17 protein-coding genes and 1 tRNA gene are annotated in these 21,768 nt (G+C 73.1%); 6 read left to right on the forward strand and 12 right to left on the reverse strand.

Annotation, left to right across the window (positions count from 1 at the left end; genetic code table 11):
* Positions 1–51 precede the first annotated feature (51 nt).
* The 6 genes from rpoB to CUD01_RS12380 form a co-directional block, all read right to left on the reverse strand.
* On the reverse strand, positions 52–3,561 hold the full coding sequence (rpoB, locus tag CUD01_RS12355; protein ID WP_141321469.1) for a DNA-directed RNA polymerase subunit beta: 3,510 nt from the start codon (positions 3,559–3,561) through the stop codon (positions 52–54).
* Between the two features lie 449 nt (positions 3,562–4,010).
* Positions 4,011–4,403 (reverse strand): 50S ribosomal protein L7/L12, encoded by a 393-nt coding sequence (gene rplL, locus CUD01_RS12360; protein ID WP_094180762.1) that lies wholly within the window; start codon positions 4,401–4,403, stop codon positions 4,011–4,013.
* Between the two features lie 96 nt (positions 4,404–4,499).
* Positions 4,500–5,030 carry a 50S ribosomal protein L10 gene (gene rplJ, locus CUD01_RS12365; RefSeq protein ID WP_094180763.1) on the reverse strand — a complete coding sequence of 177 codons (531 nt, stop codon included), beginning with the start codon at positions 5,028–5,030 and terminating at the stop codon, positions 4,500–4,502.
* Between the two features lie 265 nt (positions 5,031–5,295).
* Positions 5,296–7,935: a CHAT domain-containing protein gene (locus CUD01_RS12370; RefSeq protein ID WP_141321471.1), complete on the reverse strand. Its 2,640-nt coding sequence runs from the start codon at positions 7,933–7,935 to the stop codon at positions 5,296–5,298.
* Between the two features lie 8 nt (positions 7,936–7,943).
* A complete protein-coding gene (locus CUD01_RS12375; RefSeq protein ID WP_141321473.1) occupies positions 7,944–8,447 on the reverse strand; it encodes a carboxypeptidase regulatory-like domain-containing protein in 504 nt (167 codons plus the stop codon).
* A complete protein-coding gene (locus CUD01_RS12380; RefSeq protein ID WP_307722681.1) occupies positions 8,444–9,073 on the reverse strand; it encodes an RNA polymerase sigma factor in 630 nt (209 codons plus the stop codon). The genes CUD01_RS12375 and CUD01_RS12380 overlap by 4 nt, the downstream gene beginning before the upstream one ends.
* A 366-nt stretch (positions 9,074–9,439) precedes the next feature.
* Between CUD01_RS12380 and CUD01_RS12385 the strand changes: the two genes are divergently transcribed.
* Complete coding sequence (locus tag CUD01_RS12385; RefSeq protein ID WP_208404914.1) at positions 9,440–11,395, forward strand: chymotrypsin family serine protease; 1,956 nt, start codon at positions 9,440–9,442, stop codon at positions 11,393–11,395.
* Between the two features lie 101 nt (positions 11,396–11,496).
* Here the strand turns inward: CUD01_RS12385 and rplA are convergent, their stop codons facing one another.
* The 5 genes from rplA to CUD01_RS12410 form a co-directional block, all read right to left on the reverse strand.
* A complete protein-coding gene (rplA, locus tag CUD01_RS12390) occupies positions 11,497–12,213 on the reverse strand; it encodes a 50S ribosomal protein L1 (protein WP_094180768.1) in 717 nt (238 codons plus the stop codon).
* A gap of 73 nt (positions 12,214–12,286) precedes the next feature.
* The gene (gene rplK, locus CUD01_RS12395; protein ID WP_094180769.1) at positions 12,287–12,718 is read right to left on the reverse strand and encodes a 50S ribosomal protein L11; all 432 of its coding nucleotides are present in this window, start codon (positions 12,716–12,718) and stop codon (positions 12,287–12,289) included.
* A gap of 102 nt (positions 12,719–12,820) precedes the next feature.
* On the reverse strand, positions 12,821–13,642 hold the full coding sequence (nusG, locus tag CUD01_RS12400) for a transcription termination/antitermination protein NusG (protein WP_141321477.1): 822 nt from the start codon (positions 13,640–13,642) through the stop codon (positions 12,821–12,823).
* 72 nt (positions 13,643–13,714) lie between these two features.
* A complete protein-coding gene (secE, locus tag CUD01_RS12405) occupies positions 13,715–13,993 on the reverse strand; it encodes a preprotein translocase subunit SecE (protein WP_094180771.1) in 279 nt (92 codons plus the stop codon).
* A 70-nt stretch (positions 13,994–14,063) separates the two neighbouring features.
* Positions 14,064–14,136, reverse strand: a tRNA-Trp gene (locus tag CUD01_RS12410).
* A gap of 223 nt (positions 14,137–14,359) precedes the next feature.
* Here CUD01_RS12410 and CUD01_RS12415 point away from each other — a divergent pair.
* From CUD01_RS12415 to CUD01_RS12435, 5 genes are all read left to right on the forward strand, one after another.
* Positions 14,360–15,583, forward strand: coding sequence for a pyridoxal phosphate-dependent aminotransferase (locus CUD01_RS12415; protein WP_094180772.1), 1,224 nt, complete (start codon positions 14,360–14,362; stop codon positions 15,581–15,583).
* 103 nt (positions 15,584–15,686) lie between these two features.
* A complete protein-coding gene (locus tag CUD01_RS12420; protein ID WP_141321478.1) occupies positions 15,687–16,577 on the forward strand; it encodes an ABC transporter ATP-binding protein in 891 nt (296 codons plus the stop codon).
* A complete protein-coding gene (locus tag CUD01_RS12425) occupies positions 16,574–17,431 on the forward strand; it encodes an ABC transporter permease (protein ID WP_094180774.1) in 858 nt (285 codons plus the stop codon). Before CUD01_RS12420 ends, CUD01_RS12425 begins: the two co-directional genes overlap by 4 nt.
* A gap of 103 nt (positions 17,432–17,534) precedes the next feature.
* Positions 17,535–18,803: a sensor histidine kinase gene (locus CUD01_RS12430; protein ID WP_244937771.1), complete on the forward strand. Its 1,269-nt coding sequence runs from the start codon at positions 17,535–17,537 to the stop codon at positions 18,801–18,803.
* Positions 18,800–19,456, forward strand: a complete 657-nt coding sequence (locus CUD01_RS12435; protein WP_094180776.1) for a response regulator — start codon at positions 18,800–18,802, stop codon at positions 19,454–19,456. Before CUD01_RS12430 ends, CUD01_RS12435 begins: the two co-directional genes overlap by 4 nt.
* Before the next feature lie 46 nt (positions 19,457–19,502).
* Here the strand turns inward: CUD01_RS12435 and CUD01_RS12440 are convergent, their stop codons facing one another.
* A complete protein-coding gene (locus tag CUD01_RS12440) occupies positions 19,503–21,638 on the reverse strand; it encodes a variant leucine-rich repeat-containing protein (protein ID WP_141321482.1) in 2,136 nt (711 codons plus the stop codon).
* Between the last annotated feature and the right edge of the window lie 130 nt (positions 21,639–21,768).

Below are 21,768 nucleotides of genomic sequence, written 5' to 3' on the forward strand. Positions count from 1 at the left end.
CTCGTCGTGCGCTCTCACCCGAGGGTGGGCGGCACGACGAGCCGCTCGACGTCAGATCTCCTCGACGCTGCTCGCGTTGGGGCGACGCGACAGGTCGATGCCGAGCTCCTCCGCAGCGCGGTAGACCTCGTCGTCGTTCTCCTTCATGTCGATCGACACGCCGTCGGACGACAGCACCTCGACGTTCAGGCAGAGCGACTGCATCTCCTTGAGCAGAACCTTGAACGACTCCGGGATGCCCGAGTCGGGGATGTTCTCGCCCTTGACGATCGCCTCGTACACCTTGACGCGGCCGGGCACGTCGTCGGACTTGATGGTCAGGAGCTCCTGCAGCGTGTAGGCGGCGCCGTACGCCTCGAGGGCCCACACCTCCATCTCGCCGAACCGCTGCCCACCGAACTGCGCCTTACCACCCAGCGGCTGCTGCGTGATCATCGAGTACGGACCCGTCGAGCGCGCGTGGATCTTGTCGTCGACGAGGTGGTGCAGCTTCAGGATGTACATGTAACCGGTCGACACCGGCTCCGGGAACGGCTCGCCGGAACGCCCGTCGAACAGGCGCGCCTTGCCGTCGGGGCCGACCATGCGCTCGCCGTCGCGGTTCGGCAGCGTGCTGGAGAGCAGGCCCGTGAGGGCGTCCTCCTGCAGACCGTCGAACACCGGCGTCGCCACCGGCGTGCGGGGGTCGCTGCTCGCGGCGTTCGCGGGGACGTTGTCCTTCCAGGACACGTCACCCTCGGCTGCCAGCGAGATGTCCCACCCCTGCGCGGCGATCCACCCGAGGTGGACCTCGAGCACCTGGCCGACGTTCATACGACCCGGGACACCCATCGGGTTGAGGATGATGTCGACCGGCGTGCCGTCCTCGAGGAACGGCATGTCCTCCTCGGGCAGGATCGTCGAGATGACGCCCTTGTTCCCGTGGCGGCCGGCGAGCTTGTCACCCGCGGTGATCTTGCGGCGCTGGGCGATGTAGACGCGCACCAGCTCGTTGACGCCCGCGGGCAGCTCGTCGCCGTCCTCGCGCGAGAACGTGCGCACCTCGATGACCGTGCCGGACTCACCGTGCGGGACCTTGAGCGACGTGTCACGCACCTCGCGCGCCTTCTCGCCGAAGATCGCACGCAGCAGGCGCTCCTCCGGGGTCAGCTCGGTCTCACCCTTGGGGGTCACCTTGCCGACGAGGATGTCGCCGGCGCCGACCTCGGCACCGATGCGGATGATGCCGCGCTCGTCCAGGTCCGCGAGGACCTCCTCGGAGACGTTCGGGATGTCCCGCGTGATCTCCTCGGGGCCGAGCTTGGTGTCGCGCGCGTCGACCTCGTGCTCCTCGATGTGGATCGAGGACAGCACGTCGTCCTGCACGAGGCGCTGCGACAGGATGATCGCGTCCTCGTAGTTGTGGCCCTCCCACGACATGAACGCCACCAGCAGGTTGCGGCCGAGCGCGAGCTCGCCCTCGTCCGTCGCCGGGCCGTCCGCCAGGACCGAGCCGACCTCGACGCGCTGGCCGCTGTCGACGAGCACACGCTGGTTGTACGACGTGCCCTGGTTGGAGCGGCGGAACTTCGCGACCCGGTACGTCGACGTCGTCGCGTCGTCGTTCGCCACCGTGATGAGGTCCGCGGAGACCTCCGTGACGACACCCGGCTTCGTCGCGACGATCACGTCACCGGCGTCGACGGCCGCACGACGCTCCATGCCGGTGCCGACGAGCGGCGCCTCGGAGCGGACCAGCGGCACGGCCTGGCGCTGCATGTTGGCGCCCATGAGCGCGCGGTTCGCGTCGTCGTGCTCGAGGAACGGGATCAGGGCCGTCGCGACCGACACCATCTGGCGCGGCGAGACGTCCATGTAGTAGATGAGCTCGCCGGGGATGTAGTCGATCTCCCCGCCCTTGGTGCGGACGAGGACACGGTCCTCCTCGAACTCGCCGTTCTCCTTGAGCGGCGCGTTCGCCTGCGCGATGACGTGGCGGTCCTCGTCGTCGGCCGTGAGGTAGTGGACCTCGTCCGTGACCTTGCCCGCGACGACCCGGCGGTACGGCGTCTCGACGAAGCCGAACGGGTTGATGCGACCGAACGACGCGAGCGAACCGATCAGACCGATGTTCGGACCCTCGGGGGTCTCGATCGGGCACATGCGGCCGTAGTGCGACGGGTGGACGTCACGGACCTCCATGCCGGCGCGGTCGCGGGACAGACCACCCGGGCCCAGGGCCGACAGACGCCGCTTGTGCGTCAGGCCCGCGAGCGGGTTGTTCTGGTCCATGAACTGCGAGAGCTGCGAGGTGCCGAAGAACTCCTTGATCGACGCCACGACCGGGCGGATGTTGATCAGGGTCTGCGGCGTGATCGCCTCGACGTCCTGCGTCGTCATGCGCTCGCGCACGACGCGCTCCATCCGGGACAGGCCCGTGCGGACCTGGTTCTGGATGAGCTCGCCGACCGCGCGGATGCGACGGTTGCCGAAGTGGTCGATGTCGTCCGTCTCGACGCGGACCTCGATCGCCTCACCGTTGCGCGTGCCGGGCAGCGTGGTGGCGTCGATGTGGAGCGCCGCGAGGTACTTGATCGTCGCGACGACGTCCTCGAGCGTGAGCACAGAGTCCGTGAGCGCGGCGTCGCGGCCGAGCTTCTTGTTGACCTTGTAGCGGCCGACCTTCGCGAGGTCGTAGCGCTTCGGGTTGAAGTAGAAGTTCTCCAGCAGGGCGCGGCCGGCCTCGACCGTCGGCGGCTCGCCCGGGCGGATCTTGCGGTAGAGGTCGAGCAGCGCCTCGTCCTGCGTCTGGACGTGGTCCTTCTCGAGCGTGTCGATGACCGCCGGGTACGCCGCGAACTCCTCGCGGATCTCGCCCTCGGTCATGCCGAGCGCCTTGAGCAGCACCGTGGCGTTCTGCTTGCGCTTGCGGTCGACGCGCACGCCGACGTTGTCGCGCTTGTCGATCTCGAACTCGAGCCACGCCCCACGGCTCGGGATGACCTTGGCCGTGAGGATGTCCTTGTCGGACGTCTTGTCCGCCGTGCGCTCGAAGTAGACGCCGGGCGAGCGCACGAGCTGCGAGACGACGACGCCCTCGGTGCCGTTGATGATGAACGTGCCGCGCTCGGTCATGAGCGGGAAGTCACCCATGAAGACCGTCTGCGACTTGATCTCACCGGTCGTGTAGTTGACGAACTCGGCGGTGACGAACAGCGGCGCGGCGAAGGTGAAGTCCTTCTCCTTGCACTCCTCGGCCGTGTACTTCGGCGGCTCGAAACGGTGCTCGCGGAAGGAGAGCGACATGGTTCCGCCGAAGTCCTCGATCGGGGAGATCTCCTCGAAGATCTCCTCGAGGCCGGCGGTCTGCGGGACGTCGTTGCGCCCTGCCTCGACCGCGGCCGCCACGCGCGCCTGCCAGCGCTCGTTGCCCAGGAGCCAGTCCATGCTCTCGGTCTGCAGACCGAGCAGGTCGGGGACCTCGAGGGGCTCGTGGATCTTGGCGAAGGAGATGCGGCGAGAGGCGGTGCGGTTCGCGATGGCGTCGGCGGACGGTGCAGAAGGGGTGCGCGAGGCAGCCAAGAGGGGTCCTTCCCTGCGGTCGAGAGCACGCTGCGCTGCCTGGCAAGGCGCGATCCCCGGCCGCGACGGCAGTGTTCGACGCGCACGTACGTCGAGCTCCGGGTCGGGATATCTGAGATCGCGGGCACAGGCCAGCGCAAAGCGCTAGCATACTCGGCCCTGGCGCGAAAGTCCACCGGCTTCCGGCGAGCCCGGCGCGCTCTCGTCGCACCGGCTCCAGCCGGACCCTGCGGTCCGCGGCCGCGCCCGGCCCCTCGGCCGGACGGGCGACCTCGTCGTCGCCGCGGCCATGGTGGCACACCAGCCGCGTCGGGGGGAAGCCGACCGCGCCCGCACGGCCCGTCCGCACCGCGGCGTGGCACGACGAAGGCCCGCCGCCCCACGCGGGGGTGACGGGCCTTCGTGCGTGAGCGCCTCCGCTCCGGGGGAACGCCCCGGGCGGAGTCAGATCACTTGAGCTCGACGCTCGCGCCGGCGCCCTCGAGCTGCGCCTTCGCCTTCTCGGCCGTCTCCTTGTTGACGCCCTCGAGAACCGGCTTCGGCGCCTCGTCGACGAGGTCCTTGGCCTCCTTGAGGCCGAGCGACGTGAGCGCACGCACCTCCTTGATGACCTGGATCTTCTTGTCACCGGCGGCGGTCAGGACGACGTCGAACGAGTCCTTCTCCTCCTCGGCCGGGGCGTCGGCGCCCGCACCACCGGCGGCCGGCGCGGCGGCGACGGCGACGGGGGCAGCGGCGGTGACCTCGAAGACCTCCTCGAAGGCCTTCACGAACTCGGACAGCTCGATCAGGGTCAGGCCCTTGAACTGCTCGATGAGCTCCTCGGTGCTGAGCTTCGCCATGAGAGGCGTTCCTTTCTTCGGTGCTCCGCGACGCGACGTGCGTCGGAAGCGGGATGTGGGGTGATGCGCGGAGCGCTGACCAGGCCGGGGCCTGGGTCAGGCGGCCGCACCTTCCGACTCCTGCTTCTGACGCAGGGCATCGATGACACGAGCGGCCTGGGCGGTGTTCGCGGTGAAGACGTAGGCAGCCTGGTAGAGCTTGGCCTTCATCGCGCCGGCCGCCTTGGCCAGCAGGACCTCACGGGACTCGAGGTCCGCGAGCTTGGTGACCTCCGCGGCGGTCAGGGTGCGTCCGTCGAGGACACCACCCTTGATGACCAGCGCGGGGTTCGCCTTGGCGAAGTCACGCAGACCCTTGGCGGCCTCGACCGGGTCGCCGGAGACGAAGGCGATCGCCGACGGGCCCGCGAGCGCGTCGTCGAGGCCCGTCAGGCCGGCTTCCTTGGCCGCGATCGCGGTCAGCGTGTTCTTCACCACGGCGTAGGTTGCGTTGCCGCCGAGCGCGCGACGCAGCGTCTTGAGCTGCGCCACGGTGAGCCCGCGGTACTCGGTCAGCACGGCCGCGTTGGACGCACGGAACTTGTCCGCGATCTCCGCGACGGCGGCTGCCTTGTCCGGCCTCGCCATGGCAATCCTTCCGATGGTGGTGCCGGTCGGTCCCCCAGAACGACGAAGAGCCCCGCGCAGGCGCGGGGCTCGACAGGGCGGGGCGGACGAACCGCACCATCATGTGGAACTCTCACCTGCGCTGGCCTCCGCGAGCTGCGGGACTTCGGTCGCCCCGCGAACGGAGACGACGACCGGCGGTCTTGGGCCCCACGAGACTACGACAGCGACGCCCGTCGACCAAATCCGGCCGCCCTCGCCCCCCGGCACGTCGACGAGGGCCTCGTCACACCGGCGCTCCCAGGCACACGAGCGGCACCAGGCCGCCGCCACCGCGGTCGTGGTCCGCGCACGCCTGGGCCACCGCTGCCGCCACGGGCATCCCCGCGCGCATGCGCTCGTGCACGCCCGACATCACGTGCATCGCCGTCTCGTCGGGCAGCGGGGCGATCGCCGCGACCACGCACGGGACCCCCGTGCGCAGCAGCACGCTCGCGAGCCCCAGCGCCTCTCCCCCCGCGCGGATCGTCGCGCGGCCGACCTCGCACGACGACAGCAGGACCAGGTCCGGCACCTGGCCACCCGCGTCCAGCTCGTGCGCGAACAGCGGGCCGTCGGCGAGACGCAGCGACGAGAACAACGGGTTGTCCGGCTCGTGACGCCCGTGCGCCGCGAGGTGCACCACACCCGGCGACGCGAGCGCCTCGGCCACGTTCGCGACGCTCGCGTCGTCGTCGACCAGGACGCGCGCCCCCGGCCAGAGCGCCGCGACGTGCCGCGCCTCGTCCGCCGCGTGCACCAGGCCCGGCCCCGCCGCCGCGGTCAGCGGCGCCTGCGGCAGACCCGCACCCGCGTAGCGCATCCAGTGGTGCACCGACGGCGCGACGACCGTCGGGGCGCCGCGCCGCGACGGCAGCATCGACCACGGCAGCACCCCCAGCCACCCACCCGCGACGACGACGAGCTCGTCAGCACGGTCGAGCACGGGCCGCACGACCGCGTCGAGCCGCTCGAGCGCACCGCGCAGCGAGCGGTCCGCGACCGCCCGCAGCTCCGCGGGCACCAGCGGGTTCGCGACGACCTCCAGGTCCGCGTGCACGCGCCGGACGAGCTCCGCGGCGGGCGCGGCCTCGCCCAGGTCCGCCAGCTCGGCACCCTCGACGCCCATGCTCACCGCAAGCAGGCGGCCCTCGTGGTCGATCACGTCGAGCAGGAGCGTCTGCGGGCGCCGCGCCAGCACCGCACGCACCTCGTGCGCGCGGCCCTCCCGCTCGTCGCGGGCGCTGCGGCCCGGCTCGTGCCACGACCGCGCGAGGATCTCGAGCTTGAGCCGCTGCGCGTCGGCGATCAGCTTGCGGCGCTCCGGGTCCGCGGCGGGCCGACCCGTGACCGGGCGGCTGCCCTCCACGAGCCGGCGCAGCTGCGCCAGCAGCTCGGCCGTGCGCGGGTCGCTCGGCGGGTTGACCCGCGGCGCACCGCCCATGACCGCCCGGACCCGCTCCGCGGACTCGAGCACCCGCTCGGGGTGCCCGGTCGCGAGCGCGAGCCGCATGTCCAGCTCCGCGAGCGCCGTGCCGTGCACCGCGCCGGCCGTGCGCAGGTCCAGCGAGCCGAACCTGCTGCGGTGCATCGCGAGGTCCCGCTGCCCCGCGCGCACGTGGTGCGTGGCCCGGTCCGGGCGGCCCGCCGCCGCCGCGAGCAGCGCCCGGATCCGCCGGCCGTGCAGACGCAGCGTGAGCGGCTCGTCGGCGCGCACCGTCCCCAGACCGTCGAGCACGCGCTCCGGGTCGGGCCCCACGCCGCGGGCCAGGTCCGCCTCGATGCGCAGGTAGGACGCGGCGCGCTGCCACGCGGGTCGGCCCGTCGTCCGGCACAGCTCCTCGACCTCGGCGGCACGGCGCGCCACCCCCGCCCAGCCGCCGCGGGACGCGCGACCGTCCGGCCGACGCGCAAGCACGCCCGCGTCCGCCTGCAGCTCGAGCAGCGACGAGCGCACCACCCACGCCTCGTCGCCCCGCCGCGCGAACCGCCGCCGCGCGCTCGACGCCCACCGCCGCGCCGCGACCGGGTCGCCACGCAGCAGCGCGCACTCCGCGCGGCCCAGCTCGCACTCCGCGACCTCGCGCGGCAGCCGCTCGTCCGCGAACATCTGCGCGGCCTGCGCGAGCGTCGCGTCCGCGACCCCGACCAGGCCGGCCTCCAGCAGCACCTCGCTGCGGTCCCGCAGCGCCGTGGGCCGGACCGGACCCGGCAGGCTGCGCGCCGCCGCCTCCATCGTCGCGAGCGCCTCCGGCAGGCGCCCCTCACGGAAGTGCACGTACCCGAGGTTGTGCTCGGCCTTGAACACGAGCAGGTCGAACCCCGCCGCGCGGGCACGCACCGCGCACTGCGAGTAGTCCGCGCGCGCGGCCGCGGTGTCCCGGCGCTCGCTGTGCAACGTGCCCCGGTTGAGCAGCGCGCGGCAGCCGTCGACCGGGTCCGCGACGTCGAGCTGCTCGATCGCCGCGTCCAGCGCGACGAGCGCCTCGTCCTGCCGCCCCCCGCGCAGCGCGAGCAGACCGCGCACCCCGGCCGCCGCCGGGACGATCCCCGGCCACGCGTCCGCAGCCCCCGCCGCGACCAGCCCGTCGAGCTGCGCGAGCGCGGCCTGCGGCCCGCCGCGCGTCTCGAACTCGCACTTCGCGAGCTCCATCAGCGCGCGCGCCCGCACCCGCACGCGCACCGGGTCGGTCAGCTCGTCGTCGCCCGCGAGCCGGTCGAGGCGCCCGAGCGCCGCGACCAGCCGGCGCCGCGCCTGGTTCGGGTGGCCCTCGGCGTTGTCCGCCTCGGCCAGGGCGACGTCCACCGCCACCCGCTCGAGCGCGGCGCGGCGGGTGTCGCCGTCCGGCAGCGGCCCGGCGGCAGCCGGACCGGAGCGTTCGGTCATGGTTCCCGCTAGAGCTCGATCTGCGGGGTCACGACCGGCATCGTCGGGTCCGACGGCCGCCGCAGCACGAGCCGCGCCGCGCCGCGGTGCAGGTCGACGAACGCGAACCGGCCGTCCTCGTCCGAGGTCGTCGTCGTGAACCGGCCCGACTGGTGCAGCTCGACGGCGAGCACCCCCGCGGGAGCGGCCCACCCGTCCACGCGGACCAGGTCGTTCTCGTGGTGCACCGAGATCATCACGGTCAGCACGTCCGTCGTGAACGTGATCGTGCCGGCCTCGATGCTCGTCTCGTCGGTCCGCACCGCGAGCGCCGGCTCACCCACGAGGTGCAGCTCCGCGAGCTCCGCGTGCAGCGCCTCCATCGTGAGGGCGAGGCCGATGCTGTCGACCAGACCCTCGGGGACCGGGTCGGCAGCCTCCACGAGCGCGGCCAGGCGGCCGAGGATCTCGGTGTCGAGGTCGTCGACGGCGCCCCCGGCGAGCAGGGCGACGGTGACGTCGTCGGGCGTCATGACACGCTCCAGGAAGGGTCGGCGGCGAGGGCGGCGCGCAGCTTGGCGAGGCAGCGTCCCCGCGTGGGTCCGATGCTCCCCACCGGCATCCCCAGCGCCTGGGAGACGACGGCGTAGTCGGGTCGGTCGACCATCGCGACCAGGCCGAGGAGTCGGCGGCACCGCTCGGGCAGGGACCGGACGTTGTCCCACAGGACACGGTCCCGCTCGTCGCGCACCGCGCGGGCGTCCGGCAGCTCGTCCGCAGGCGCCGTGAGCCACTCGGTCGCGGCCTCGTCGGAGTCCGTGCGCGCCGCCTCCTCACGGGACCGGCGCACGGCCCGCCACGCCGCGCGCTTCGCGGTCACGAGCGTCCACTGCAACGTCGCCCGGGGGTCGCGGATCGTCTCGATCTCGCGCACCAGCGCGAGCCACACGTTCTGCACGATGTCCTGGGCCTGCTCGGTGCCGGCGCCCTGCGCCCGCACCGTGTGCCAGAGCAGCGGCGTCATCACCTGCACGAGCGCCGCGAGCGGCGCAGGGTCTCCGTCGCGGTACGCCAGCACAGCCCGGGCCGCCTGGTCGGCGAGCCCCTCCCCCTGGCCGCGGAGCGCGGTGTCCACCGGCTCCACCAGGTCGTCACTCATCATTGGCCCCTCACTCGACCGGTCCCGTCGGGCGGCCGTCCCACGACACTAGGACGGCCTGGACAAACCCGACAAGCACGTGCGCACGCGGGAAAGCCGGGTCGTCCTCGAGGAGCCCCCCGCGCCGCGCCTGATACGCGCGGTCCGGGAGCGGGTGAAGTTCACCCGCCCGGGTGACGAGCGGACTAGCGTTCCTCCCGGGGGGCGCCCGCGCCGGCGAGTGCCGGCGCACGCGACGACGAGGTCCGTGCAGATCAGCACGCGATCGGGCACGCGCGGGACGTATCTGGCCCGCGCCCGCGCGCTCCTGACCGGCGGCCCTCGCAGCCGTGGCCACCGTCACCCGTCATGAGGAGTGTCGCCCCGATGACCGAGCAGGACCCCCGCACCGACTCGACGCCCGAGCCCGGCACCACCGCGGCCCCGCCGGCGAGACCGCTCGACGAGCGCGCCCGGATCCGCCCCACGAAGCGCGGCGTCGAGGACGTCCTGCTCGCCCGCGCCGGCGTGGTCGGCGTCGACATCGCCGAGAAGTGGTCCCAGGGCCGCCCCACCGGGCAGCAGGCGATCGTCGTGCACGTCGAGCGCAAGCGGCCGCTCGACGAGCTCTCCGACGACGAGCGCATCCCCGCGGACGTCGACGGCGTCCCGACCGACGTCGTCTCCGGGCGGGTCTCGCCGCTGTCCGCCACGACCGGCACGGTCGGCACGGGCAGCGCGAGCAGCGGCGCCGCCGCCCACACCCGGCGCGTGCGACCCCTCGCCGGCGGACTGAGCATCGGCCCCGCCGACGCCGTGACCATCCCCGTCGACGGTCGCGCGCAGCTGCGCAGCGTCAACGGCACGCTCGGGGTCGTCGTGCGCGAGCGCCACACGGGCCGCGCGTTCGCCCTCACCAACTGGCACGTCGCCGCGGGCGACGGGCGCGAGGACGTCGGCTCCGCGTGGCTGCAGCCCGCAGTCGCCGACGGCGGACGCGACGGCGCGGACCGGTTCGGCGCGCTCGTGCGGGGCGCCGTCACCGACCGCATGGACGCCGCCATCGTCGCGCTCGCACCCGGCGCACCGTGGGTCCCGGGCGTCGTCGGGATCGGCGCCGTCACGGGGGCCGGCACCGCCGACGTCGGCTCCACCGTGCGCAAGTCCGGACGCACCACGGGCCTGACCCTCGGCACCGTGGTGTCCACCGACTACACCACCGCCGTCGACTTCGGCCCCGGCGTCGGGCTGCGCACGCTGCGCGACCAGATCCGCGTCGAGCCCGCCGAGGGCACCGAGCGGTTCTCCGCCGGGGGCGACTCCGGGTCCGTGCTCGTCGACGAGGACGGAGCCGTCGTCGGGCTCCTGTGGGCCGGCGAGGACGACGGGAGCTTCTCCGTGGCCAGCCCGATCGACGTCGTGCTCGACACGCTCGGGGTGTCCGTGGCCGCGGCGGCCCCCACGTGGCGCGACCGGCTGCGGTCCGGGGGCGACGGGCGTGCGGCTGCCCGGACCACCCCGGGTGCCGGCGGCTCCACCGCCGACGACTCCGACGACCGGGACGCGCAGGGGGCGTCCCGGCTCGCCGGGTCATCGACGCAGCCGTTCACCGAGCCGTTCACGGAGCCCTTCACGGAGCCCTTCACGGAACCGTTCACCGAGGCACTCGGCACCAACCCGTTCACCGAACCCTTCACCGAGCCCTTCACGGAGCCCTTCACGGAACCGTTCACGGAACCGTTCACCGAGGCACTCGGCACCAATCCGTTCACCGAACCCTTCACCGAGCCGTTCACCGAACCGTTCACCGAGCCGTTCACCGAACCCTTCACGGAACCGTTCACCGAACCGTTCACCGAGGCACTCGGCACCAACCCGTTCACCGAACCCTTCACCGAGCCGTTCACCGAACCCTTCACCGAGCCGTTCACCGAGCCGTTCACCGAGCCGTTCACCGAAGCACTCGGCACCAACCCGTTCACCGAACCCTTCACCGAACCGTTCACGGAGCCGTTCACCGAGGGCTCCGCGGGCACGCGGCAGTCGCGAGCGGCCTACGCGGCAGGGCGCCGGCTCGGGGCGGCACAGGCGCGCGCGGCCTACGCGGCGGGCGTCGGGGCCGGCCGTCGTGCGGCGGCCGCGTCGAGCGGGACGACGACGAGGCGCGTGGCGCACCAGGCGTACCGCGCCGGGTACGCAGCGGCGTACCGCGCCGCGGCCGCGGCGCTGGCCCGCAAGGCGTACGCCGCAGCACGGCGCAGCGTGGCCCGGTCCGCGTACGTGGCGGGCTTCCGCGCCGGTGCCCGCGCGGCGGAGGGGCCGGGGCGCGGGTCGCGGGGCTGACGGGACGCGACACCCGCCGCGACGACGAAGGGTCCGGCCCCCGCGGGGGCCGGACCCTTCGTGCTGGTGGACCGTCTCGGTCCAGGAGTCTTACCGCGGACTCAGTCCTCGTCCTCGGCGGTCAGGTTCCGGGTCTTGTTCTGGTCGAGCAGGATCCCGGGGCCGTTCGTGGTCGAGATGGTCGCCTTGGTGATGTAGCGGCCCTTCGACGCGGCGGGCTTGAGACGCAGGATCTCGTCGAGCGCCGCGGCGTAGTTCTCGACCAGCGAGACGTCGGAGAACGACGTCTTGCCGATGATGAAGTGCAGGTTGGCGTGACGGTCCACGCGGAACTCGATCTTGCCGCCCTTGATGTCCGCGACGGCCTTGGCCACGTCCATCGTCACGGTGCCGGTCTTCGGGTTCGGCATGAGACCACGCGGGCCCAGGACCTTGCCGAGTCGACCGACCTTGCCCATGAGGTCCGGGGTCGCGACCGCGGCGTCGAAGTCGGTCCAACCGCCGGCGACCTTCTCGATGAGCTCGTCGCCGCCGACCTCGTCCGCACCGGCGGCGCGGGCCTGCTCGGCACGCTCGCCGTTCGCGAACACGATCACGCGGGCGGTCTTACCGGTGCCGTGGGGCAGGTTGACCGTGCCGCGGACCATCTGGTCCGCCTTGCGCGGGTCGACACCGAGACGGAAGACGACCTCGACGGTCGCGTCGAACTTGGAGACGGAGGTCTCCTGCGCCAGACGGACGGCGGCGAGGGGGCTGTAGACCTTGCCTGCCTCGATCTTCTCGACGGCGGCGCGGTACGCCTTGCTGTGCTTGGGCATCTGCTTCTCCTTGGTGAGCAGTCGTGGTCGCACGGGCCGCACAGGGCCCTGCCACTGGGGTGGGGACGAGGGGTCAGCCCTCGACCTTGATACCCATCGACCGGGCGGTGCCGGCGATGATCTTCTCGGCCGCGTCGATGTCGTTCGCGTTGAGGTCCTCGAGCTTGGTGGACGCGATCTCGCGCACCTGCTCGCGGGTCAGCGTGGCGACCTTGACGGTGTGCGGCGTGGGCGAGCCCTTCGCGACACCCGCGGCCTTCTTGATGAGCTCGGCGGCCGGCGGCGTCTTCGTGATGAAGGTGAACGAGCGGTCCTCGTACACCGTGATCTCCACGGGGATGACGTTGCCGCGCTGCGACTCGGTCGCCGCGTTGTACGCCTTGCAGAACTCCATGATGTTCACGCCGTGCTGACCGAGCGCGGGGCCGATCGGCGGGGCGGGCGTGGCCGCACCGGCGTTGATCTGGAGCTTGATGAGGCCGGTGACCTTCTTCTTGGGGGGCATGACGCCACCTCTTTCGTGCTTGTGGGCCGACGCCGTGGGCGATGACCCGGTTGCAGGGCGTACCCGCGGCGCGGGCACGCGACGCCCCGAGGGGCGGTCCGGTCAGATCTTGGCGACCTGGCTGAACGACAGCTCGACCGGGGTCTCCCGGCCGAAGATGGAGACGAGCACCTTGAGCTTCTGCGCCTCGGCGTTGATCTCGGAGATCGTGGCGGGCAGCGTGTCGAAGGGGCCGTCGGTGACCGTGACGGACTCGCCGACCGTGAAGTCGACCTGGATCGCCGCGGCGGCCTTGGCAGCGGCGGCCGGAGCCGTCGGGGCCTTCGTCTCGAGCGTCGGTGCGAGCATCGAGAACACCTCGTCCAGCGTGAGCGGGACGGGCTGGTGCGTGTGGCCGACGAAGCCCGTGACGCCCGGCGTGTGACGCACGGCGCCCCACGACTCGTCGGTCAGGTCCATGCGGACGAGGACGTAGCCGGGGATCCGGACGCGGCGCACGACCTTGCGCTGCGCGTTCTTGATCTCCACGACCTCCTCCATGGGGACCTCCACCTGGTAGATGAAGTCCTCCATGTTGAGGCTCTGCGTGCGGTTCTCGAGGTTCGCCTTCACGCGGTTCTCGTAACCCGCGTAGGAGTGGATGACGAACCAGTCACCGGGCAGGCTGCGCAGGCGCGCCTTGAACGCGGCGACCGGGTCCTCGTCGGGGTCGACCTCGTCGGACGCAGCCTCGTCGGACTCGTCGGACTCAGCCTCGTCGGACGCAGCCTCGTCGGACGCGACCTCGTCGGACGTGACCTCGTCCGAGACGGCCTCGTCGCTCGGGACCTCGTCCGCGGCCGACGCCTCGACGGCCTCGACCGACTCCACGGCGTCCGAGAGCTCGACGTCGGCCGGGGTGGGCTCAGACGACTCGTGGGACACGTACGAACCTGCTTTCTTCCAGTGCGGAGGTGCGGCTCGACCGAGCCTGGCGGGCCACGTGGGCCGCGGGGGTCAGCCCCCGAAGACCCAGAACGTGACCTTGCCGATGCCCAGGTCGACCACGGTGACGAACGCCATGACGACGGCGACGAACACCAGCACGACCGACGTGTAGGTGATGAGGTCCTGCCGCGTGGGGCGGACCACCTTCTTGAGCTCGGCGACGACCTGGCGCACGAAAAGCGCGATGCGCGCGAACAAGCCGCGGCGCTCGCCGGACGGGGCCTGCGGCGCGGACTTGCGCGCCGAGCCCTCGGCGCCGGACGCCGCGGAGGCTGCGGTTTCGCTCACGTGTCGGCCTCTGCTGTCTCGTCGATGCTCGGACTGTCCCGCTGCACGAGGGTGCAGACAGGAGATTGCGCAGGGCAGACAGGACTCGAACCTGCAACCTGCGGTTTTGGAGACCGCTGCGCTACCAATTGCGCCACTGCCCTACGACGGCCTCGGTCCAGGACGACGAGGGCCTCACGGGCTCGGGAGCGAGCTCCCGGGTGCCGTGCGGGCACAGGTCATCTTGGCGAACGTCAACCGCCGGTGGACAACCATACGGGACGGAGCGCCCCGGGTCGAACCGCCCTCTCCACCGACGCCCGCGGGACCGATCCGCGCACCGGGACACCCACGCGCCGGGCACGTGACCTCTGCCACTATGACCCGGTGAGCCAGCAGACGTCGCAGCCCCGTTCCCGTGTCTCGAAGCGCCTCGCCGCGATCGCGCCGTCGGCGACGCTCGCGGTCGACGCCAAGGCGAAGGCCCTCAAGGCCGCCGGCCGGCCCGTCATCGGGTTCGGTGCGGGCGAGCCGGACTTCCCGACGCCGAGCGCGATCGTCGACGCCGCGGTGGCCGCGGTGCGCGACCCCGCGAACCACCGGTACACGCCCGCCGCCGGACTGCCCGCGCTGCGCGAGGCGATCGCCGCGAAGACCCTGCGCGACTCCGGGTACGACGTGGACCCGGCCGCCGTGCTGGTGACCAACGGCGGCAAGCAGGCCGTGTTCCAGGCGTTCGCGTCGGTCGTCGACCCGGGCGACGAGGTGCTGCTGCCCGCCCCGTACTGGACGACGTACCCCGAGGCGATCCGGCTCGCGGGCGGCGTGCCCGTCGAGGTGTTCGCCGGCGCCGACCAGGGCTACCTCGTGACGGTCGAGCAGCTGGAGGCCGCGCGGACCGAGCGCACCAAGGTGCTGCTGTTCTGCTCGCCGTCCAACCCGACGGGCGCGGTGTACTCGCCCGAGCAGACCGCCGAGATCGGCCGCTGGGCGCTCGAGCACGGGATCTGGGTGATCACCGACGAGATCTACGAGCACCTCACGTACGACCACGCGGTGTTCACGCCCATCCAGCGTGTCGTGCCCGAGCTCGCCGACACCTGCATCGTGCTCAACGGCGTCGCCAAGACGTACGCGATGACCGGCTGGCGCGTGGGCTGGATGATCGGCCCGTCCGACGTGATCAAGGCGGCGACGAACTTCCAGAGCCACCTCACGTCGAACGTCGCGAACGTCTCGCAGCGCGCCGCGATCGCCGCGCTCACCGGCGACCTCACGGCGGTCGAGGCGATGCGCGCGGCGTTCGACCGCCGGCGACGGACCATGGTCGAGATGCTCTCGGCGATCGACGGCGTCGTCGTCCCGGTGCCGCAGGGCGCGTTCTACGCGTACCCCTCGGTCGAGGGCGTGCTGGGGCGCTCGATCCGCGGCGTGACCCCGACGACCTCCGCCGAGCTCGCGGCGCTCATCCTCGAGCAGGTCGAGGTCGCGGTCGTGCCCGGTGAGGCGTTCGGCCCGTCGGGCTACCTGCGCCTGTCGTACGCGCTGGGCGACGACGACCTCGTCGAGGGCGTCTCGCGCATCCAGTCCCTGCTGGCCGAGGCGCGCTGACCTCGCCGGACGAGGGATGACGCCGGGGTCCACCGATCGGTGGACCCCGGGTCCCGTCCGACGGTGCTGTCGCGCGCACGCACGACGGGTCCAGTCTGGGGACATGACATCAGCACCAGCGGTCGAGGTCAGCGCGCTGCGCAAGGCCTACGGCGAGAAGCAGGCGGTCGACGGGCTGGACCTCGTCGTCGCCCGGGGTGAGATCGTCGCGGTGCTCGGGCCCAACGGCGCGGGCAAGACGACCACCGTGGAGATCCTCGAGGGGTTCCGCGAGCGCGACGGCGGGGACGTGCGCGTGCTCGGCGAGGACCCGGCCCGGGCCGGCCGCGCGTGGCGCTCCCGCCTCGGTGTCGTGCTGCAGAGCACCGACGACCTCGCGGAGGCGACCGTCGGCGAGCTCGTGCGCCACTTCGCCCGCTTCTACCCGCAGGCGCGGGACGCCGACGAGGTCATCGACGCGGTCGGGCTGCGCGAGAAGGTCCGCACGCGGGCCCGGCAGCTGTCCGGCGGGCAGCGCCGACGCCTCGACGTCGCGCTCGGCATCGTCGGGCGGCCCGAGCTGGTGTTCCTCGACGAGCCGACCACGGGGTTCGACCCGCAGGCCCGCCGCGACTTCTGGGACCTCGTCGCGGGGCTGCGCGAGGACGGCACGACGATCCTGCTCACGACGCACTACCTCGAGGAGGCCGAGCACCTGGCGGACCGCGTGGTCGTCGTGAACGCCGGCCGGGTGGTCGCGCAGGGTGCGCCCGCCGACCTGGGCGGGCGCACCGCACGCCAGGCGCTCGTGCGCTGGACCACGCCGGACGGTCCGCGCGAGGAGCGGACGGACACGCCGACCGCGCTCGTGCGCGACCTCGCCGGACGGTACGGCGAGGTGCCCGGGCTGCAGGTGCTGCGGCCCACGCTCGAGGACGTCTACCTGTCCCTGATCGGCGACGCGCCCGCGACGACGCCCGCCGCCCCCGTCGAGCCCGTGGAGGTGGCGCGATGAGCACGACCCACGCCGGGAGCACCCCGCGCACCCGCGCCGCGGTGCCGGGCACGCTCGCGCTCGGCCTGGCCCGCACGGGCTACGAGCTGCGCAGCTTCTTCCGCGAGCGCGACGCGGTCATCTTCATCTTCGCCTACCCCGTGATCATGCTCGCGATCTTCGCGACGGTGTTCGGGCAGGACGACGCGAGCATCGAGCTGCCCAGCGGGCAGGTCCCGTTCGCGCAGTACTTCCTGCCCGGGATGGTCGCCACGGGCGTCATGCTCACGAGCTTCCAGAACCTCGCGATCTCGATCGCGGTCGAGCGCGACGAGGGCGGGCTCAAGCGTCTGCGCGCCACTCCCCTGCCCGCCACGGCGTACTTCCTGGGCAAGATCGGGCAGGTCCTGGTCAACTGCACGCTGCAGATCGCCGTGCTGCTCGCCGTGGCCGCGGTGGTGTTCGACGTCCCCATGCCGCAGGACGCGGCCCACTGGGCCACGTTCGTGTGGGTCCTGCTGCTCGGCACCGCCAGCGGCGCGATCTGCGGCGTCGCGTTCTCCTCGCTGCCGCGCAGCGGCCGGTCCGCGAGCGCCGTGGTGACCCCCGTGGTGCTGGTCCTGCAGTTCATCTCCGGGGTGTTCTTCCAGTTCGACCAGCTCCCGTCGTGGATGCAGCAGGTCGCCTCCGTGTTCCCCCTGAAGTGGATGGCCCAGGGCATGCGCTCGGTGTTCCTGCCCGACGAGGCGGCGCAGCTCGAGGTGTCCGGGTCGTGGCAGCACGGGGCGATCGCGGCGGTCCTGCTGGCGTGGCTCGTCGTCGGGCTCGTCGTCGGCGTGCGCACGTTCCGGTGGCGCCGCCGGGACGACGGCTGACGCCGGGCCCATGGGTGCGCACCACGCGCGGACGGGCGGTGCCGGCGACGCGCCGGACCGCCCGTCGGCGCCCCGCCCCGCCGACCTGGCAGGCTTGCGCGACGTGGACGACCGCCGGGTGAGCCACCGCGACGAGTTCTGGCGACGCTCGATGCGGGCGTGGGACGTCGCGTTCTGGATCATGATCACGATCAGCGCGGCGTTCGCCGTGCCCGGCGCCCCGAGCGTCGCGCGGGCGCTCGGCACGCTCGCCGGCTTCGTCGTCATGGCGCTCGCGTACTACGGGCTCGGCCGACGAGGGGCGCGCCGCGGCGACGCGCGGCTGACGCAGGCGTACCTCGTCGTGGTCGTCCTGGTCATGACATACGAGACCTGGGCCGCCGAGCTCGGCATCGTGCTGCTGTTCGTCGCGTACTCCCACATCTGGTTCTTCGCGCTGTCGCGCCTGCAGGGCGTGGCGTGGACCGTGCTGCTCACCACGGGCGTCGTGGTCGCGACCGCGCTGCGGGTGCGCGCCGATCCGGTGGACCTGCCGTCCATCGCCGGTCAGGCGACGCTCGGCATGGTGTTCTCGATCGGCCTTGGCCTGTGGGTCACGTACGTCGCCGAGCAGAGCGAGGAGCGCGGCGCGCTGCTCGACGACCTGCGCGCCACGCAGGCCGCGCTCGCCGCGAGCCACCACGAGCAGGGCGTGCACGCGGAACGCGCTCGCCTCGCGCAGGAGATCCACGACACGCTCGCGCAGGGGTTCACGAGCGTGGTGATGCTCGCGCAGACCGCGTCGGCCGAGCTCGACACGGTCCTCGACACGGTGCTCGACGCGGCGCCCGGCGCCCCGGCGGACGCGGGACCCGGGCTCGGTGCCGAGCGCGTGCGCGAGCGGCTCACGCAGATCGAGTCGGTCGCGCGCGACAACCTGGCCGAGGCCCGCGCGCTCGTCGCGGCGTTCGCACCGCCCGCGCTCGACGACGGACTCGCGGCCGCGCTGCACCGGCTGGGCGACCAGCTGCACGCGCAGACGGGCCTGGACGTGCGTGTCGAGACGCAGGACGTCGGCGAGCTGACGCAGGAGACCGCCGTGACGCTCCTGCGCGCCGCGCAGGAGTCGCTGGCGAACGTGCGTCGGCACGCGGACGCCGCCGGCGTGACGGTCCGGCTGCGACGCTCGGGCGAGCTCGTGGAGCTGGAGGTCGCCGACGACGGCCGCGGTGTGCGCGACGACGACCGCGAGGGCAACGGGGTGCGCGGCATGCGCGAGCGCGCGCGCTCCGCCGGCGGCGACCTCCGGCTGACCGGGACGCCCGGTGCGGGCACGCGCGTCGTGCTGCGCCTGCCGTCGGCACCGGACGTGCGCACGGAGGCGATCGCATGAGCACGACGTCCGACGAGGCCGCGGGGACGGTGCTCCGGGTCCTCGTCGCGGACGACCACCCGGTGGTGCGCTCGGGCATCGCGGGGCTGCTGGGGGTCGAGCCCGACATCGACGTCGTCGGCGAGGCGGCCGACGGCGAAGAAGCGCTCGTGCTCGCGCACGCGCTGCACCCGGACCTGGTGCTCATGGACCTGCGGATGCCGCGGCTCGACGGTGCGGGCGCGACCGCGCGGGTCGTCGCCGAGCTCCCGGGCACGCACGTGCTCGTGCTGACGACCTACGAGACCGACGCCGACATCCTGCGTGCCGTCGAGGCCGGCGCCACCGGGTACCTGCTCAAGGACACCCCGCGCGCCGAGCTGGTCGCGGGCGTGCGGGCCGCCGCGCGGGGCGAGGCGGCGCTCTCGCCGTCGGTCGCGCGGCGGCTCGTGCAGCAGGTGCGCGGCACGGGCGAGCGCCTCACGGCACGCGAGACGCAGGTGCTCGCCGCCGTCGCGCGCGGGCTGTCGAACGCCGCCGTCGGAGCCGAGCTGTTCATCTCCGAGGCGACCGTCAAGACGCACCTGCTGCGGGTGTTCGCCAAGCTCGGCGTCGACGACCGCACGCACGCCGTCACGGTCGCGATGTCCCGCGGCATCCTGCCGTCCGCCTGACCGAGGTCACGCGGACGGCAGGCACCGCAGTCGCAGGCACCGGACGTCAGCCGCAGGCGCCCTCGACCGCACCGCCCTGCGGGGTGTACGACCACTGCGCACCACCGTCGAGCTCGAGCCCCACGCAGAAGTCCGTGCCGTCGTTCGAGCCCGGGTCGAACGTCACGCGCTCGGCGCCCGAGGTCACCTCCGAGACGTCCTTCGAGCCGTCGCCCGTCGTCAGGACGTACCGGCCGCCCTCGATCGACAGCGCGTTCGGCGTGAGCGGGCTCGCCGACGGGTCGACGTAGTACACCGAGACCTCGATGCCGAGCGAGTAGAGGTCGCTCTGCGCGGCCCAGGACGCCTCGTCCCAGTCCCAGGTCTCCTCGCCGTCGCCGGAGCCAGGGTCGGTACCGTCGCCGGAGCCGCCGCCCACGTCGATGTCGCCGTCCTCCTCCTCGTAGGTCCACTCGTCGTCGAGCGAGCCGCCCAGGTCGTCGAGGCCCTCGAGCTCGGGCACCGTGGCGAGACCGCCGAGCCCCCCGAGCGCCCCCATGCCGAGGCTCGAGGACAGGTCCCCGAAGTTCTCCTCGAGCCACTGCTGGTCCTCGAGCTTGCCGTCCTTCTGCAGGCGCACCAGGTTCTCGAGCATCGTGCCGTAGGCGTGCGCGACCGTCGCGAGGACGGACACGCGGTACCCGCCGTCCTCCTCGACCGCGACGAGGCCGAGGTCCTCCAGGCCCAGCTCGACGAGTCCCTGGTTGTCGGCGATGCAGCGCTTCTCGCCGTCGGCGTCGCCCCCGGTCGTCGTGGCGCACGTGCCCTCGACGACGACGGTCTCACCGTCGCCCGAGAGCGCGACCCGCCGGGGCTGCAGGAGCTGGCGACCCGAGCCGAGGTCGCGCGAGTCGAACGACGCCTCGTCGACCGTCACCACGGTGTCGGACGCCGACAGGTCACCGACCCACTGGGAGACGTACACGTCCATGAACCGGCGCTCGCCCTCCGCGAGCGTGCCGGACAGCGAGTCCATGTCGCCCGAGCTGATCCCGGCGAGCGCCTCGGTGAACGCGACACCCGCGTCCTTGGCCGAGGTCAGCGCGGCACCGTCGTCGGACGGCATCGCGCCGCGCGTGCCGCCCTGCGCGACCGTGACGTACTCGCCGATCGTCATGAGCGGGCTGACGTACCAGTCACCGCCCTCCTCGACCGCCATGAGGAACGGCAGCTGCTCCTCGCCCTGGGCGTCCCACGTCAGCTCGGCGGCGTCGAGCGACCACGGCAGCGCGTCGTCGATCTGCTGCACCGCCTCGTCGCGCTCGCCGCCCGTCGGCACCGGCTGGCCGTACGCCTCGAGCACCGGCGTGAGCGCCTCGATCGCGAGGTCCGTGAGCTCCGCCGCGTCGGCGTCGACCGTGAGCGTGCCGCCCGCGATCGAGACCTTCGCGAGGCCCTCGTCGACCTCCTCGACCTGGAGGTCCAGGCCCTCGATGTCGATCGCGAGCGCGTCCAGCGCGGCGCGCAGCTTCTCCGGGTCGACCGACCTGCCGTCGCCGGCCAGGTCGTCGAGCCCGTCGACGCCGTCGAACGCGTCGCGGAACGAGCCGACCTCCGACGGCGAGAGGACGCCGTACACGGCGACGCCGTCCTTGTCCGCGACGCCCTCGACGAGCTGCGTCACGGCTGCCTCGGGCGACGCGGCGCCGCCCAGCTTGCTCAGCACCGTCGCCCAGGCGGCGTAGCCACCGGCGCCGACGACCGCGACCGCCGCGACGGCCACCCCGACCCACAGGCCCGTGCGGCGTCGGCGCGGCTGCGCGCCGACCGGGGCGAACTCCGCGCCGGGCGCGTCGACGCCGTCCTGCGGGACGACGGGGGCGACCGGACCGGTGGGGCTCGGGAAGGCGTCCGGCGTGGCCGGCTGCACGGCCGGCTGCACGGTGGGCTGCACGGTGGGCTGCACGGTGGGCTGCGCGGCCTGCTGCGGGGCGTCCTGCTGCGAGGCCGCGCCGCGCGCCGCGACCGCGGCGGCGACCGCCGGGTCACCCTGCGCCGCGAGCCAGCCCAGCAGCTCGGGGTAGGCGGCGGGGTGCGCGGCGATCCGCGCGCGCAGGTCGGGTCGCTCGGCTGCGAGCCGCGCGAGCTCGGCGGGCGACGTCGACGGGTCGTCGAGAGCGGCGGCTGTCGGGTCGTGGGTCATGGCTCCCCCTGTCGGGCTCATGCGCCGCCGGCGGGCGACGAACAGGCAACTGTAGGGGGGACGAACCGGGCGCCGGGAGCGCTTTGACCCGCTCGCGCCAGAATTCACCTGGCAGGGTGGCAGACTGACC

The sequence above is a fragment of the Cellulomonas uda genome (assembly GCF_006538705.1).
GTDB classification, from domain to species: Bacteria; Actinomycetota; Actinomycetes; order Actinomycetales; family Cellulomonadaceae; genus Cellulomonas; species Cellulomonas uda.

What these genes read in the sequence shown, in the direction of transcription:
- rplL (WP_094180762.1), bottom strand. Translation starts at nt 4,403, where the DNA reads ATGGCGAAGCTCAGCACCGAGGAGCTCATCGAGCAGTTCAAGGGCCTG.
- rplJ (WP_094180763.1), bottom strand. Translation starts at nt 5,030, where the DNA reads ATGGCGAGGCCGGACAAGGCAGCCGCCGTCGCGGAGATCGCGGACAAG.
- CUD01_RS12370 (WP_141321471.1), bottom strand. Translation starts at nt 7,935, where the DNA reads ATGACCGAACGCTCCGGTCCGGCTGCCGCCGGGCCGCTGCCGGACGGC.
- CUD01_RS12375 (WP_141321473.1), bottom strand. Translation starts at nt 8,447, where the DNA reads ATGACGCCCGACGACGTCACCGTCGCCCTGCTCGCCGGGGGCGCCGTC.
- CUD01_RS12380 (WP_307722681.1), bottom strand. Translation starts at nt 9,073, where the DNA reads ATGAGTGACGACCTGGTGGAGCCGGTGGACACCGCGCTCCGCGGCCAG.
- CUD01_RS12385 (WP_208404914.1), top strand. Translation starts at nt 9,440, where the DNA reads ATGACCGAGCAGGACCCCCGCACCGACTCGACGCCCGAGCCCGGCACC.
- rplA (WP_094180768.1), bottom strand. Translation starts at nt 12,213, where the DNA reads ATGCCCAAGCACAGCAAGGCGTACCGCGCCGCCGTCGAGAAGATCGAG.
- rplK (WP_094180769.1), bottom strand. Translation starts at nt 12,718, where the DNA reads ATGCCCCCCAAGAAGAAGGTCACCGGCCTCATCAAGCTCCAGATCAAC.
- CUD01_RS12420 (WP_141321478.1), top strand. Translation starts at nt 15,687, where the DNA reads ATGACATCAGCACCAGCGGTCGAGGTCAGCGCGCTGCGCAAGGCCTAC.
- CUD01_RS12425 (WP_094180774.1), top strand. Translation starts at nt 16,574, where the DNA reads ATGAGCACGACCCACGCCGGGAGCACCCCGCGCACCCGCGCCGCGGTG.
- CUD01_RS12435 (WP_094180776.1), top strand. Translation starts at nt 18,800, where the DNA reads ATGAGCACGACGTCCGACGAGGCCGCGGGGACGGTGCTCCGGGTCCTC.
- CUD01_RS12440 (WP_141321482.1), bottom strand. Translation starts at nt 21,638, where the DNA reads ATGACCCACGACCCGACAGCCGCCGCTCTCGACGACCCGTCGACGTCG.